11 protein-coding genes are annotated in these 15,232 nt (G+C 71.3%); 8 read left to right on the top strand and 3 right to left on the bottom strand.

The window, feature by feature from the left end; all coding sequences use genetic code 11:
• Positions 1-30 precede the first annotated feature (30 nt).
• Positions 31-690, top strand: coding sequence for a hypothetical protein (locus AB0C36_RS20935; RefSeq protein WP_358356141.1), 660 nt, complete (start codon positions 31-33; stop codon positions 688-690).
• Here the strand turns inward: AB0C36_RS20935 and AB0C36_RS20930 are convergent.
• Positions 674-1,798, bottom strand: a complete 1,125-nt coding sequence (locus AB0C36_RS20930; RefSeq protein WP_358356207.1) for a cytochrome P450 — start codon at positions 1,796-1,798, stop codon at positions 674-676. The genes AB0C36_RS20935 and AB0C36_RS20930 overlap by 17 nt on opposite strands.
• 900 nt (positions 1,799-2,698) lie before the next feature.
• On the opposite strand from AB0C36_RS20930, the gene AB0C36_RS20925 reads away from it, so the two are divergent.
• The 5 genes from AB0C36_RS20925 to AB0C36_RS20905 all read left to right on the top strand — a co-directional run bounded on the left by AB0C36_RS20925 (position 2,699) and on the right by AB0C36_RS20905 (position 10,919).
• Positions 2,699-3,595, top strand: coding sequence for a 4-hydroxybenzoate octaprenyltransferase (locus AB0C36_RS20925; protein ID WP_358356139.1), 897 nt, complete (start codon positions 2,699-2,701; stop codon positions 3,593-3,595).
• Positions 3,592-4,869 carry an FAD-dependent monooxygenase gene (locus AB0C36_RS20920; protein ID WP_358356137.1) on the top strand — a complete coding sequence of 426 codons (1,278 nt, stop codon included), beginning with the start codon at positions 3,592-3,594 and terminating at the stop codon, positions 4,867-4,869. Before AB0C36_RS20925 ends, AB0C36_RS20920 begins: the two co-directional genes overlap by 4 nt.
• 116 nt (positions 4,870-4,985) lie before the next feature.
• Positions 4,986-6,023 (top strand): methyltransferase, encoded by a 1,038-nt coding sequence (locus AB0C36_RS20915; protein WP_358356135.1) that lies wholly within the window; start codon positions 4,986-4,988, stop codon positions 6,021-6,023.
• Entirely contained in the window at positions 6,020-8,314 is a 2,295-nt protein-coding gene (pabB, locus tag AB0C36_RS20910; RefSeq protein WP_358356133.1) for an aminodeoxychorismate synthase component I, read from the top strand. Before AB0C36_RS20915 ends, pabB begins: the two co-directional genes overlap by 4 nt.
• Before the next feature lie 997 nt (positions 8,315-9,311).
• Positions 9,312-10,919, top strand: coding sequence for an ABC transporter substrate-binding protein (locus AB0C36_RS20905; RefSeq protein WP_358356131.1), 1,608 nt, complete (start codon positions 9,312-9,314; stop codon positions 10,917-10,919).
• A gap of 296 nt (positions 10,920-11,215) precedes the next feature.
• Here the strand turns inward: AB0C36_RS20905 and AB0C36_RS20900 are convergent, their stop codons facing one another.
• Positions 11,216-11,962, bottom strand: coding sequence for a FadR/GntR family transcriptional regulator (locus AB0C36_RS20900; protein WP_358356129.1), 747 nt, complete (start codon positions 11,960-11,962; stop codon positions 11,216-11,218).
• A 322-nt stretch (positions 11,963-12,284) separates the two neighbouring features.
• Between AB0C36_RS20900 and AB0C36_RS20895 the strand changes: the two genes are divergently transcribed.
• The gene (locus AB0C36_RS20895; protein ID WP_358356127.1) at positions 12,285-13,232 is read left to right on the top strand and encodes an alpha/beta hydrolase fold domain-containing protein; all 948 of its coding nucleotides are present in this window, start codon (positions 12,285-12,287) and stop codon (positions 13,230-13,232) included.
• A gap of 246 nt (positions 13,233-13,478) precedes the next feature.
• Positions 13,479-14,549, top strand: coding sequence for a LacI family DNA-binding transcriptional regulator (locus AB0C36_RS20890; protein ID WP_358356125.1), 1,071 nt, complete (start codon positions 13,479-13,481; stop codon positions 14,547-14,549).
• Positions 14,550-14,636: 87 nt separating this feature from the next.
• Here AB0C36_RS20890 and AB0C36_RS20885 read toward each other — a convergent pair whose 3' ends face one another.
• Positions 14,637-15,086: a hypothetical protein gene (locus AB0C36_RS20885; protein ID WP_358356123.1), complete on the bottom strand. Its 450-nt coding sequence runs from the start codon at positions 15,084-15,086 to the stop codon at positions 14,637-14,639.
• Positions 15,087-15,232 lie beyond the last annotated feature (146 nt).

The raw sequence follows: 15,232 nt of genomic DNA, 5'->3' as shown, positions 1-15,232 counted from the left end.
GACAGGTCAGAGATCAGGAACAGGGTGCGTATGTCGGTGCGAACAGCCGTCGTTGTGGTCACCGCGTGGCTGCTGCTCGGGGTGACGGGTTGTACGGCATCGAACGGGACCTCGTCGTCCGCGGCTTCGGCGGCGGGGCCGGAAGCCTCGACACCTCCCCCGCTGTCCGGGTCGGCAGGCACGGGGACCCCGTCGACCGGCACGCTCCCCTACCTGGACTGCGGGGACGCGCTCGAATTCACCTTCCCCGACCCGGCGGCGGCGCCGTACGCCGGACCACCACCCCACCTGACCGTCGGCGAGGCCACTTCTTCGCTGCCGCGGGAGTGGGTGGCGTACGACAAGGCGAGGACACGCTGGGACTGGGAAGTGCCGCGGGCGCAACTGCTGGTGTGTGAGACCGGTGTGCGCAAGCGCGGTGACACCCTGCTCAGAGAGTGCACGGACACCATCCCCAACGTGGACCTGTACGCGGCGACGTACACCTTCACCGTCTACGAGTTGAAGACCGGCCGGCAGGTTGCCGCGGTCGAGATCGACAGCGACTCCGTCGATCCCAAAGGCGCCGCGGTGGGCTGCCCGGCGGCCTTCACGTACCAGGTCGGGCAGGGCGCTCCGTCCTTCTATCAGGCCGTCTCCGAGGAGACCTTGACCGAACGACTGCGCCCCCTGGTCATGGCAGCCCTCTGACGCCCCGCCCGCCGGGCCGTGCGCGCCGCGGGCGGACCGTCATGGGAAGACGGTCCAGATGGGGATGGGCGGCCGGCACCTCACGGGGTGCGTGGCCCGGCTCCGGAACCAGACGGTGGCGGCGCAGCACGGTGGCGACGACGACGGTCATGGAGAGCCAGGCGAAGTGGTCACCGATGCACTTTCGGGCCCCTGAGCCGAAGGGGGCGTACGCGCCCTTGGGCAGCGCGGCGGACTGTGGGGCGAGCCACCGCTCCGGGCGGAAGGCCAGCGGATCGTCGTAGAGGCGGGCGTCGCGGTGGATGGCGTAATGGCTGACGACGAACTCGACCCCGGGTGGGACCGGGATGCCGGCGACGACCGCGGGGGCGTTGCTGCGGCGCATGATCAGCGCCAGCGGGTGCAGGCGGGCGGTCTCCCGCAACACCCTTTGCGTGTACGTCAGTCGGTCGAGGTCCGCGTGTCGCGGCGGGCGGTCGCCCCGCACTTCGGCGACCTCGTCGGCGAGGCGGCGTTCGACGTCCGGATCCCGGGCGATGTGGTGGAAGGCCCAGGCCAGAACGGTGGCCGTTGTCTCGGCTCCGGCCGGCATCAGGTTGACGACCTCGTCGCGGATCTGGGCGTCCGGCATGGCCTGGCCGTCTTCGTCGCGGGCGGCGGTGAGGGCGTACAGGAGATCGTCGTGCTCGGGGCCGTGGACGCGGTAGCGGCTGACGGTTTCGTCGATGACGTTGTGCAGTTCGCCGATAGCGCGACGGTAGCGACGGTTGGCCGGCAAAGGCACCCGCGTCAGAGGTGCGGGCAGCAACGCCTGCGGGAGGATGCCCGCGTTGATATCGGCCATCATGCGGGCGACGGGCGTGTCTTCAGCGGGTCGGGTGGATCGTGCGGAGAACATGACCTCGGCGGCGGTGGCGAAAGTGAGGTCCATAAGCGCGCGGTGGAGTTCGACGTGGTCCCCGTCGCGCCAGGAGGCGACGTGGGCTTCCGCGGCGCGGGCCAAGGTCTCGGTGTACCCGACCAGACGACGGTGGTGGAAGGCCGGCTGGACCAGTCGGCGCTGCCGGGCGTGGAACGCGCCGTTCGAGGTGATCAGGCCGTTGCCCAGGACCGGGGGGAGCCGGTCGAACAGCCGTCCCTTGTCGAAGTGTCGGCCCTACGAGACCAGGACATCGTGCGCGGCTTCCGGGCTCGTGGCCACTACGGCATGCCAGCCCATGAGGTCGAGACGGACGAGAGGCCCGAAATCCCCGAGGCCGCAGAGGAATTGCAGCGGGCGGCGGGCCAGGCGGGGGAGGTGCCCGAACACCGGAAGGCGCCCAGGGGCGGCAGGGATGCCGAGGATTTCGGGAGGTGCGGGAGTTTCGGGGCGGCCCGACGCTTCAGGAGGGACGCGCGCGCCGGACCGGATGCGCCTCATGTGTCCCGTCCCGCGCCAGGCAAGCCGCCGTCCAACTGCCACCACCACGAGATCGAGGCGAGCTGCGCGGGTACCCGTGGGTGTCCATGCCCGGCGAACTCGCACCCAAGCGGCGCACACGGGTAGCGCCGGGCGCACACCTGCAGCGCGTCACGGCTCGGACGGTTCCCCGCACTCCACGAGCCTGTGGGCCATTCGGGGTATTCCGCTAGCCGTGCGTGTCGCGCGAACGGCGCCTGACAAAGGCCCCGTTGCCTCATGTCCAGGGCCCGGAATTCCGGTGGGACTTTCGCTTTGCAAGGAACGATACGCTACGTTTCACCGGAAACATTGGAGCACGGACGGCCGGGGTTTTTGCGCGATGGAAGCGATGGGCGCGGGCACTCTCTTGGCCCACCAATTATTCGTACGTTCCGATATCCGACCGCTCGGATCCGGAGAATTCCGGTCCGGCGTCCCGGAATTCGTCGGGGCGCTTGACAACGGAAACCGCGACGACGGGGACCGCGAGGGCGCGCCGTGACTCCACCTACGTCGACGACTCCGGCAACAGAGCGAACTGCGGGCGAGCGAACCGCCGCGGTCCCCGTGCCGACCCGGCCCCGGGCCGCGGCACGCTGGGTCGGCCGCGCCCCGGCGCGGATCCGCCCGTACCTCGAACTCATGCGGCTGGACCGGCCGATCGGCACGTGGCTCGTCGTGCTCCCGGGCTGGATCGCCCTTGCGCTGACCGCCGAACTCCCGGCTCAAGCGTGGTTGTTGGTGCTCGTGCTCGGCCATGGGGCGCTCATGCGTGCGGCCGGGTGCACCGTCAACGACATCGTCGACCGCCGCTTCGACGCACAGGTGCCGCGTACCGCCGACCGGCCCCTGGCCGCCGGGCGGATCACCGTGCGCGGGGCGTGGCTGCTGTTCGCCGCACAAATGGTCGTGGCCTTGGCGCTCCCGCTCGTGGCGGGGACGGCCGTCTTCTGGTTGACGGCCGCCAGTTGGGTGCCGATGATCGCCTATCCGTTCATGAAACGGATCACCAACTGGCCGCACGTATGGCTGGGTTTCACGCTCACGATTTACGTACCGGTCGCGTGCGTCGCGGCGACCGGTGAATTTGGCGCCCCCGGAATCGCGCTGTACCTGGGCCTGGTGTGTTGGTCGATCGGCTGCGACATCGTGTACGCCCATCAGGACCGCGAGGCCGACAAGATCGCCGGAGTACGCTCTGCCGCGGTCCGTCTCGGCGACCGCACCGTGCCCTTGGTGGCCGCCCTCTATGCGGCCACGGTCGTCGGCATCGCCGTGGCGGGCGCGCTGGCCGGCCTCGGGGTGTTGTTCTGGCCGCTGCTCGCGGTCGCCGGACTTCACCTGGCTCGTCAGCTCCGCGGCCTGGACACCGCCGACCCGGCGGTGTGCCATCGGGCGTTCCTCTCGAACGCCCCGTTCGCCGCACTGGTGCTGGCCGCCGTGCTCGCCGGGCGCGCGCTGTGACGCGGATCGCGGTCGTCGGCGGCGGCATCGCGGGCCTGACCCTCGCCGTCGCCGCCCACCGGGCCGGCCTGGCCGTCAGCGTCCACGAACAGGCGGCCGAGCCCTCGGAAGGCGAGGCCGGTCTGCAACTGAGCCCCAACGCGGTACGCCTTCTCGACCGCCTCGGAGTGGGCCCCGCGCTGCGCGACACCGCGTGCCGACCCGCGTCGATGGAGTTCCTGCGCTGGCGGGACGGCGACGTACTGCTGCGGGTCCCTGTGCGCCCCGGGTACGCCGAGCGGTTCGGTGCGGACCACCACACGTTGCGGCGGGCGGACCTGCGCCGCATGCTGGCCGCCCTGCTGCCCGCCGGGGTGCTGCGGACCGGCAGCCGGTGCACGGGCGTCGAGGAGTTCGAGGACCGGGTCCGCGCGTCGTTCGCCGACGGATCGTCGGTCGACGCGGATGTGCTCGTCGGCGCCGACGGCCTGCGCTCGGTGCTGCGCGAACACACGAACCCCGGGTGTACGCCGAGGCATTCGGGAATGGACGCGTACCGGGGCGTGGCGGTCCGCGGGCCGGCGGACCGGGGCTCGGAGACGGCCGTCAGGCTGTGGATCGGACGCGACCGGCATTTCCTGTGCTACCCGATGGACGCGGGACGGCTCCTCAACGTCGTCGCGGTACTGCCCGGGACCACTACGCCGTCGGCCGTCGCCGGGGACCACGCGGTCGACAGCGGCGGCGGGGTTGACGCGGATGACCGGGTTGACGGCGTCGGCGAGGCCGGCAGGCCTGGTCGGTCGGGCGCGTCCGGCGGACCAGGGCGTGTCCCGTCCGTGGACCTGGCGGACGCCTTCGCGGGCTGGGACCCGGAGGTGGCCGCAACCGTCCTCGCCTGCCCCGGGTTCCACCGGTGGCCGCTGTACGACCTGGACCCGCTCGCCACATGGAGCACGGGCCGTACGACCCTGATCGGCGACGCGGCCCATCCGATGCTGCCGCACCAGGCCCAGGGTGCCTGCCAGGCCATCGAGGACGCGGTCGCGCTCGCCACGCTGCTCGGCCATGCGGGCCGCATCGGCGTCCCGGAAGCACTGCGGCGCTTCCACTCCCTGCGGGGGCCGCGCACCGCCCGCGTCCAGGCGCAGTCCAGGGACTACGCGTCGCTCATGCACTCCCCGCAAGGCGCCGAACTGGCGGCCAGTCTCGCCCCCGAGGACCTGATCGCGCGTCTCGCGGAGACGTACGGCCACGACGCCGAGGCCCAGGCGCAGGCGGCCGCTCTCGCGTGAGGCCCGCTTCCGGTCCGCCGCGTCAGCCGCTCCGCCACGCGATCCGATCCGATTCGCTCCGCCACCGCCACCGCCACCGCCACCGCCACCGCCACCGACGCAAGGACTCCTTCGCCATGCCCACCGGCCCGTCGGACGCCGCCCCGGCGATGTCCCCCGACTACCTCGTGCAACTCGGACTCGGCTTCACCGCCTCCAAGACCTTCCTCAGCGCGGTCGAACTGGGCGTGTTCGACGAACTCGCCCGCGAGGGCGGCCTCGACGCACACGCCCTGGCCGAGACGCTGGGCATCCACCGGCGTTCCGCACGCGACTTCTTCGACGCCCTCGTCGCGCTCGGGCTCCTGGAACGCGACGGCGGCCGCTACGCGAACACCGCACTCACGGACCACTTCCTGGACCGCGGCAAGCCCACGTACATCGGTGACGGCCTCGCGATGGCCAACACCAGGCTCTACGGATTCTGGGGAGGACTGACCACCGCCCTCCGAACCGGCAGACCGCAGAACGAGGGGCGCGACAGCGGCGACACGTATTCGGCGATCTACCAGGACCCGGAACGCGCCCGCCTCTTCCAGCGGGCGATGACCCAGCTCTCCATGCCGTCGATCGACGCGTTGGCCGGGCGGACGACGTTCTGGAAGCAGTACCGGACCGTCGCCGACATCGGGGCGGGTGACGGCGGCCTGTTGCGCCGACTCCTCCTCGACCAGCCGCACTTGACCGGCGTCGGATTCGATCTACCGGCATCCGCACAGGTGTTCGCGGAGGATGTCGCGGAAGCGGGTCTCGCCGAACACGTCTCCTTCCGTGCCGGCGACCTGCGTACCGATCAACTCCCGCACGCCGACGTGCTCGTGCTGGGGCACATGCTGCACGACTGGGACGCGGCGGCCAAGCGCGACCTGGTCGCCAAGGCGTACGCGGCACTGCCCGACGGCGGGGCGCTGGTTGCCTTCGAGTCGTTCCTCGACGACGACCGGCGGACGAACGCCACGGCACTGCTGCTAAGCCTGAACGTCCTCATCGAGACGCCGGGCGGCGCGGCCTGCACCGCCGCCGAGTGCCGTGCGCTCCTGGAGGAAGTGGGCTTCCGAGAGACGCGGAGCGAGCACCTGGCCGGTCCCGAGTCCATGGTGGTCGGCATCAAATGACCGACGCCGCCCGGGTCCTGCTGGTCGACAACCACGATTCCTACACCTACAACGTCTTCCAATTGCTCGCATCCGTGTTCGGGGGCGAACCCGACGTGGTCACCAACGACGACAGCCGTTGGAGCGGGCTCGATCTCGACGCGTACGACGCCGCGGTGGTGTCGCCCGGGCCCGGACAACCGGGCCGCGCAACGGACTTCGGGCACTCGGCGACCGTCTTCGAGCACGGCGGCATTCCGGTGCTCGGGGTGTGTCTGGGGCACCAAGGGCTCGGCGCGGCGGCCGGGGCACGGGTCGTACCGGCGCCGCACCCCCGGCACGGACACCTCAGCACGGTCACCCACAGCGGCGACGGCCTCTTCGCCGGAATCCCGCAAGGGTTCACCGCGGTCCGCTACCACTCGCTGTGCCTGGCCGAGCCGCTTCCGCCGGAACTCGACGTGCTCGCGAGCGCGGAGGACGGCGTCGTCATGGCCGTGCGCCATCGCGTTCTGCCGTGGTGGGGCGTGCAGTTCCACCCCGAATCGGTGGCATCCGAGCACGGCGCGCAGCTCGTGGCGAACTTCCGTGTTCTGGCGGGCGTTGCCAATCAAGGCCGAGCCAGGACGACTCGTGCGGCAGCCGTACCTCCACGCGTTCGCCCCGTGTCCGCCGCCCCGCTCCCGACCGCGCCGAGGCTTACGCCCGCGCCCATCTCCTCCCCCACGCCCACGGGTCAGATCCCGAGGCCGGTCGCGGCGCCGGAGCCGACGGTTGTGACGTCACCAGCTGTCGTACCGCCGCTCAGGATCCGCAGCACCAGCCTGCCCCGGGAGGTGGACACCCAGGCTGTATTCGACCGGCTGTACGGGGACCGCGATCCGCACCCGGTGTTCTGGCTGGACAGCGCGCGCACCGACAGCCGGGCCGGGCGGTTCTCGTTCCTCGGCGACATCTCCGGCCCGCGCGGCGAACTCCTCGACTACACCGTCGGGCACGACCAAGTCACCGTACACCGACCCGGGTTCAGCGCCACCGTGCGGCCCGGCGGCATCTTCGACGTACTGCCCGAGCGCCTGCGCGAACGCACCGTCGAACCGTCCGATGACCTGCCGTTCGACTTCCAGGGCGGCTACGTCGGCTACTTCGGCTATGAGCTCAAGTCCGACTGCGGCGCGTCGGCGAACCGGCACATCGCCGCCGGACCCGATGCCCAATGGATGTTCTGCGACCGCTTCGTGGCCGTCGACCACCAGGAGCGCCGCACGTACGCGGTCGCCCTGTGCGATGCGGGCGACGAAGCCGACCAGGCCGCCGCGCAGGCCTGGCTGGACGCAACAGCCCGGTCACTGACCGGCCTTCCCGATGCCGCCGTCCCCACTGAACCCACGGATCCGGACGCCCCGGGCGATCCGACCGCCTACGCCACCGCTCCCCCCGACCCGTCCGCATCCGGCATGTCCGGTGCCACGCCCCGCAGATCCGAACGCCAGTACCTTGCGGACATCGCGACGTGCCGGCAACGCCTCGCCGAGGGCGAGAGCTACGAGATCTGCCTGACCGACACCCTCACCGCGCCCGCCCCCGCCGACCCCGCTGCGTACTACCGGCGTCTGCGGGCGCTCAGCCCGGCACCGTACGCGGCCCTGCTGAAGTTCGCGGACACCCAGGTCATGAGCGCCTCGCCGGAGCGCTTCCTACGCGTCGACCGGCACCGCGTCGCGGAGAGCCGCCCGATCAAGGGGACCGCCCCCCGTGGCCCCGACCCGGCGACCGACGAGGCGCTGCGCAGCGCGCTGCAGACCGACCCCAAGACACGCGCCGAGAACCTGATGATCGTCGACCTGGTGCGCAACGACCTGGGCCGCGTCTGCACGGTCGGCTCGGTCGAGGTGGACGGCTTCCTGGCGACAGAGAGCTATGCGGCCGTCCACCAACTGGTCTCCACCATCCGGGGCGCGCTGCGCCCGGACGTCGACGCGGTCGCCTGCGCGCGGGCCTGCTTCCCCGGCGGTTCGATGACGGGCGCGCCGAAGCTGCGCACGATGGAGATCATCGACTCGCTCGAAACCGGTCCACGGGGTGTCTACTCCGGGGCGCTGGGCTACTTCTCCGCGTCCGGGACGGCCGACCTCGCGATCGTGATCCGCACCGCCGTCCTCCGGGGCGACGTGCTCAGCATCGGCGCCGGCGGCGCCATCGTGCTCGCCTCCGAACCCGCCGACGAGTACGCCGAGATGCGCCTCAAAGCCGCCACCACCCTGCGTCCCCTGGCAGACCACCACACCCTGTCGGCCGGTACCTCAGGCTGAGTCACCGCCTCAACCCCGCAGGAACGTACGCCACCCCGCCGAGTCGGGGCGAGCGTCCCTGGTGCCCGGGACGACAGCGCCGGAACAGTGACCGACGCGGGGCCGCATGGGGGTGCGGTTGACGCCGTGCCCTCGAAGCTGCGTGGCCCTGTGGCCGGACGCACCGGTCGTCCGATCAGATGCGCGGGTTCTGGGGGGACCATGATCGACACCACACATCAGGCTGCGTCCGCGCCCACGCGCGAAGGGTGTTGTGTCTCGCCGCCGCCCTGGCGGGCGGGGCGCTGCTGGGGAGCGGATGCGGGACGGGCAGGGTGGGCGTGCCGCAGCGCGCGCCCCGATGGGTATTCCGGGCCGAGGACGACGAGTGGATCTACGGCGGGCCGGACGGCAGCCTCCTCAGGCGCGACCAGAACCGGCTGGTGGCCCGCGACCCGACAACCGGCGGCATCCGCTGGACGGTCAGCGGCCTGCGCGTCGGCCAGTCGGCCCCCGTGACAGCCGGAACCACCGCCTACGCCGACACCCTGGGCGAGCTGTACGCCGTAGACATAGGCCCAACCCCCAACGCCCCAGCCATCCCCCAACCCCGCCGACCAGCCGATGCCCGGGGGTACGTCGCCTGGCGGCACCACGCTGCTCCCGGGCCGCTGTTGCCTGTGCTGCACCTTGTCGCGCGGTCTCTCGGTGGGGTCCTGGCCGGGGAGTCGAGCGAGCCGACGGCGGGTGCGGGCGGCTGCGGTGGGGTCCTTGGTGTAGTACCTACACAAAATAGGTAACAGATTCGCTTCGGGGGTGTCTTCTCTGGACGCTACGTCTAGTGTGTGCACACTTCATCTCGCAAGACGGTGCGTGTCGGCGGGGGATCGGGCACGCGTGCAATCGTCTGCGTCCTGCTCAGGTTCAAGGTCCCGGCGCCGGCCGGGATCCGCACTTCAGTACGACCGGAACGGCCGCGGCCAGGCCGCGATGCACGTGCAACGAGGAGGCAGGAACCGTGTCCAAGGCGATATCGAGAAGCCGGAGCCGACGGGCCGCGCGGCGCCCCGCCCGGGTGCTCTTCGGCCTGGCGGCCCTCGGGCTGCTGGTGAGCGGGTGTGGGGGAGGCGGGGACGACGACGCGGGGCCGTCGGAGGCCGGCTCGCAGGGGCCTGCGAAGGCGGGCGGCAAGCTCACGATGCTGGCGGTGCAGGATTCCGCCGGTCTCGACCCGTTCGGGGTGTCGAACGTGGCGCTGGCGGACGAGCCGCGGATGGCGGCGCTGTACGACCCGTTGTTCTTCATCGATGCCAAGTCGCACCAGGTCACCGGGCACTTGGGCGAGTCCTTGACGACCGCCGACGGTGGCTCGACGTGGACGATGAAGCTGCGCCCCGGGGTGGTCTTCAGCGACGGGACGCCGTTCGACGCGGCCGCGGTCAAGGCGAACTACGACAAGCACGCGGACATGGCGACGCGCTCGGTGCACATCGCCGTGGCAAGCGGCTTGAAGGCCGAGGTCGTCGACCCGCTGACCGTCAAGCTCACCGCGGTCGGCACACCCAACCCCAATCTGGACCGTGCCGTGGCGACCGAACTCACGTACATCATGGCGCCGTCGGCGATCGCCAAGGGGCCGGAGAGTTACAAGTCCGACCCGGTCGGAGCGGGCCCGTTCGTGCTCAAGAACTGGGTGCGCGGCGCCGAGCAGGTCTTCGAGCGCAACCCGAACTACTGGCAGAAGGACAAGGGGTTGCCCAAGCTCGACCAGCTCACGATCAAGAGCGTCCCGGACATCCGGCAGCAGTTCAACTCCGTGAAGTCCGGGCAGGCGGACCTGTTCCTCAGTTCGGACGGCAAGGTCCTCGAGGACGCGAAGAAGGACCTGAACCTCGTCGAATTCGCGACCGACGGCGGCCAGATGGTGCAGTTCAACCTCAAGAAGGCGCCGTTCGACGACGTACGCGCGCGCAAGGCGGTCACGCTCGCCCTGGACGCCGCCGACATCCCGAAGACGTTGAACAACGGGTACGTGCCGGCCAAGAGCTTCTTCAACGCCACCAGCCCGTTCGTCGACCCGGCGGTCACCCAGGCGGCGCAGAACAAGGCCGAGGCGCAACGCCTGTTCGACGAACTGGCCGCCGAGGGCAAGAAGGTGGACTTCGGCTACCTCATCCCGCAGAACCCCTCGTCGGCGGCCGTCGCGGAGTACATGCAGAGCCGGCTCAAGGAGTTCTCCAACGTCTCCATGCGGATCGAACCGCTGGAGATCGGCGCGTACATCGCCAAGTACGCGATCCAGCGCGACTACCAGGCCACGCTGACCCAGATCTGGTCGGTCGACCCGGAGCCGATGCTGTACAGCTACTGGTACTCGCAGAGCCCGTTCAACCTCAGCGGATGGTCCAACCCGCAGGCGGACGCGGCGCTTGCCGCGGGGCGCGCGAGCACCGACCAGGCGGTCCGCAAGCAGGCCTACTCGGAACTGCAGAAGGCGCTGGTCGCCGATGTGCCGCTGTGGGCCTACGCCGAGTCGCTGACCGGTGCGATCTACAACGACAGGGTGACCGGCATTGAGCATTACAACGCCGGAAATATCTTCATGGACCGCCTCGGGCTGAAGTAGGAGCCGAGACCTACTGTCGGCCGCGATGCGGGAAGGCCGCCGCCCCCTACTCGGGGGCGGCGGCCTTCTGGCGTGCATCAGTGCCGCCACCCCGTGGAACCACCCCCTGCTCCAGGCCGTGGGCAAGGTGGTCCCCGCGCTCAGCGGTAGGTGCGCGCCGGGCAACGCGGGCAGCGGCGCGACCACAAGCGGCGGTACGCGGCACCGGTCGGGTCAGGATCCAGCGGTGCCCGGATTCCCGCGACACGGGTGTGCGGGAAGGAGACGACCGCGCCCCCTGCCGTAGTGCGAGGGCCTCAGTACGTCCAGCGCACCGGGCGGGTCATCAGCTCCGGGTAGCGGTGCCGCCAGTAGCGTTCGGCTTCCACGAGGTGGTCGCGCATCGCGGCCTCGGCGCGCTCGGGGTCGCGAGCACGTACCGCGTCGACGATCGCCTCGTGCGCGTCGGCGACGGCCGCCTGCTTGCGCGCCGAGTACTCGACGCCCACCCGCACCCCGTCGGCGATCGTCTTGAGCGTGCTGACGAACACGTCCAGGACGACGCTCTGCGCGGCCTCGGCGATCAGCGTGTGGAAGCGCTGGTTCTCCGTCGCGAAGACCTCCCGGTCGCCCCTACTCGCGCGCAACTTGGCGACGGAGTCGGCCAGTTCCTCGATCTGGCGGTCGGTGATGCGTTCGGCGGCGCGGCGCGCGAGCATCGGCTCCAGCGCCATGCGCGCATCGGTCACGTCCGAGAACGAGGCGCCCTCGACCTGGAGCAGCAGGGTCAGTGCCTCGCTGAGACTCGCCTTGGCGGGACGGCGTACGATCGGGCCGCCCCCGGGGCCGGTCTTGAGCATGATCAGGCCGCGTGCTTCGAGGAGGCGCAGGGCCTCGCGTACCGTCGGCCGGCCGGCGCCGTAGAGCGCCATCATGTCCTGCTCGTTCGGCAGCCGGTCGCCCGGCCGCACCGCCCCGGACAGGATCGGCTGCGCGAGCGCGTGGGCGAGGCGCTGCGAGGTCTTGGGGCCGCGCCAGGATCGCGGCTCGGCGGTCTCGGTCAACGCGTCCGTCCCTGCGGTGGCTAGTCGGCGGATATTTCCTGTACAGGAATACTCTACCGGCGCGGCAAACGCCCTGGCCGGAGCGGTCGCGCCCGAAGGCGGCGGGAATCTGCGCCTGGCGGGCCACGCCCTTCGGGTACGGATGCCGGGCCGTACGACCGCCGACGACCGCCGGTTTGTCGCTGGTACCGCACGAACGTACCGAAGACCCCGCCCGCCGTCGGTCACCGGGACCAGGATATGTAACGTTTCAAGCAGCCGGTGTCCGCATCGGCGGCGCAACGCTCAGCAGACCCGCAGCACCGAACCGAGGAGCCCGGCCATGCCCAGCAAAGCCTTCGCCTTGATGGAGAGCATCATCCGGAGCGGCCGTGCGAACCCGCCTGCCGACCGCGCCGCCGACCGCCGCGCAGCGGCGGAACAGGCCGCCATGTACCGGCCGTTCCCGGGTGTCCGCGACGAAGCCGCGCGCGACCTGCGGGACGGCTCGTACCTCATGACCCCCGACGACGCTCGCGACGACCTCGTGATCCTCTACCTGCATGGCGGTGCCTTCTTCTCCGGGACGGCCGGTATGTGCCGGGCCATCGGCGCACATCTCGCGCTCGGCACGCGGGCGCGCGTGGTCTTGCCCGAGTACCGGCTCGCCCCCGAAGACCCGTACCCGGCAGGCCTCGACGACTGCGAGGCCGCCTTCGAGTACGCCGCCACGCTGGCCCCGGGCGTCGTGGTCGCCGGCGAGTCCGCGGGCGCCAACCTGGCCATGGGCGTCCTGCTGCGCCGCACCGCACGGGGCGACACGCGCGCCTTGGCCGGGATGCTGTACGCCGGGGTGTTCGACCAGCGCAAGCAGCGTTACGAATCCGGCAGTTGGGTGGACCGTGCGGAGGCGGACCTCGCCCTCGGCGGGGCCGACGACTCGATGACCACCCACTACCTGGGCGGCCACCCGGCCGAAGACCCGCTGGTCTCGCCCGTCCTCGCCGATCTGACCGGTCTGCCACCGCTGTTCATCCAGGTGTCGAGTGCCGAACGTCTGCTCGACGACTCGCTGGCGCTCGCGGCAGGCGCCGCCCGCGCGGGCGTGCACGTGGAGATGGAGGTGTGGCCGCACATGACCCACGCCTGGCAGATAGCCGCCGGATTCCTCCCGGAGGCCACCGAAGCGGCCGAACGCAGCGCCGCGTTCGTCAACCGCGTCGCGGCGGGCCGCATCGTCGACGGCGCCGCGCTGCTGGGTGGACCGGCGACGCTCGAAGAACTCCTTTGAACCCCTGCGCGAACGGCTTCGGGGACGCGGCAAGTCATCGCGTCCCCAAAGCCGTTCGCGCACCCGGGTCCGGCGTGCGGACGAAGCGTACGCATGACACGTTCCAGTCAACGCCCGTGGGCTACTGGCGAGAACCCACCGGTGGCAGCGCATCGGCGCGGCCTGGAAGGTTTCTCCGAGCGCGACGCGGGTCACCCCGCCGACGGCCCCCGGTCACCGCGGGTCACGGCCGTCTACGATGACCGCATGCCGGCACCGACACGTAGGACGACGCCCCCCGCACCCGCGACGGGCAGGGTGGGGATCAAGGACGTGGCGCGGCACGCGGGCGTGTCCGTCGGCACCGTCTCCAACGTGATCAACAACCCCGAGATGGTCTCCGAGGAAACCCGCCTGCGTGTGCGCACGGTCATAGAACAGCTCGGCTACGTCCGCAGCGAGTTCGCCCGCCAGCTCCGCGCCGGCCGCAGCCGCCTGGTCGGCATGCTGGTGCTGGACCTGGCCAACCCCTTCTTCGCCGAGGTCGCCAAGGGCGCCGAGCGTACGCTGCGCGACGCCGACCTCGGCGTAATGGTCTGCAACAGCGCCGGCAGCACCACCGAGGAGACGGAGTACCTCTCCCTCTTCGCCGAGCAGCGCATCCGCGGCGTGCTGGTGACACCGGCGGACTCCAGCGGCAGAACCGTCGAGGCGCTGCGCGCCAAGGGCATCCCCTTCGTCCTGGTGGACCGCTCGCTGCCCGCCGAGGAAGGCTGCTCGGTCTCCGTCGACGACGTCCGCGGCGGCACCATGGCCACCGCGCACCTGCTGAACGCCGGACACCGGCACCTGGCGTTCGTCGGCGGCCCCACCCGGCTCCCCCAGGTCCGCGACCGCCTCGGGGGCGCCCGGACCGCGGTCGCGGACGCAGGCCTCCAGCCGGACGCCCTCGTCCACATCACCTCCGACCACCTCGACGTCGCCTCCGGCCGCGACGCCGGGGCCCGCCTGCTGGGGCTGGCCTCCCGCCCGACCGCGGTCTTCTGCGCGAACGACCTCATGGCCCTCGGCGTGCTCCAAGCGCTGTACGGCGCGGGGGTACGCGTCCCCGACGACATCGCCATGGTCGGCTACGACGACATCGAGTTCGCCGCCGCGGCCGCCGTACCCCTGACCTCGGTACGCCAGCCGGCCGCCCTCATCGGACGCACCGCCGCCGAGCTCCTGCTCGAAGAGACCTCGGACGACGCGGACGGGCATCGCCACCGGCGCATCGTCCTGCAACCCGAGCTCGTCGTCCGGGAGTCCAGCAACACCCGCGTGCCGAGGACCGGCTGAGCCCAGGGACGCGGGAACGGGCGGCGCCGACGCGCGACGAGATCCGCCGGAGCGCGCCGGCCGGCGACCGTCGTCGGGTTCACCGCCCTACTGCGGTACGTGCCACTGGAGTTCGATGTGCTGCCCGAGTGTCAGCAGTCCGCAGGCCAGGACGTCGGTGCGGACGAAGACCTGCATCATCGTGTCGGTGGCCGCGTCCGGGTCCTCGGGGCGGTAGACGCCCGACACGGCGATGCGCCCGGCCAGTTCGGGGTCGTTCGCACCCGCGTCCTCGATGTCGAGTACCGCCTGTTCCAAGGCCGCGCGGGTGCCCAGGCGGATGCCGAAGTGGTACGAGTACTGCGGCCGATTCCGCAGGGAGTCCGTCCAGGTGGCAGCCGTCGCGGCAAGTTCGCCGCCGGCGTCGATCCGCGAGGCCAACTCGGTCTCGAAGGCCCACTGCTCGGGCGTCACCTCGGAGGCGTACAGGACGTTGTCGGTGTAGCCGGCGCTCCCCGGCTCCACCCGGGCGGTGAACCAATGGCCGCCCCGATCCACGACCTCGCAGCCGAGCAGCGTGAAGACCCGGGCCGCGGGCGCGCGCGCGCCGGGCCGGGGGCGGGGTTGGGCGGGGGGGGTGCGCCGGGGGGCCGGCCGAGAGGGAGAGAGGGGGGGGGGGGAAGAGGGTTTGCGGGAGGGGGGTG

This window comes from Streptodolium elevatio (genome assembly GCF_040649515.1).
In the GTDB taxonomy this organism is placed as follows: domain Bacteria; phylum Actinomycetota; class Actinomycetes; order Streptomycetales; family Streptomycetaceae; genus Yinghuangia; species Yinghuangia elevatio.
The sequence above is the reverse complement of the archived record's forward strand: the minus strand, read 5'-3'. Positions and strand labels throughout refer to the sequence as shown.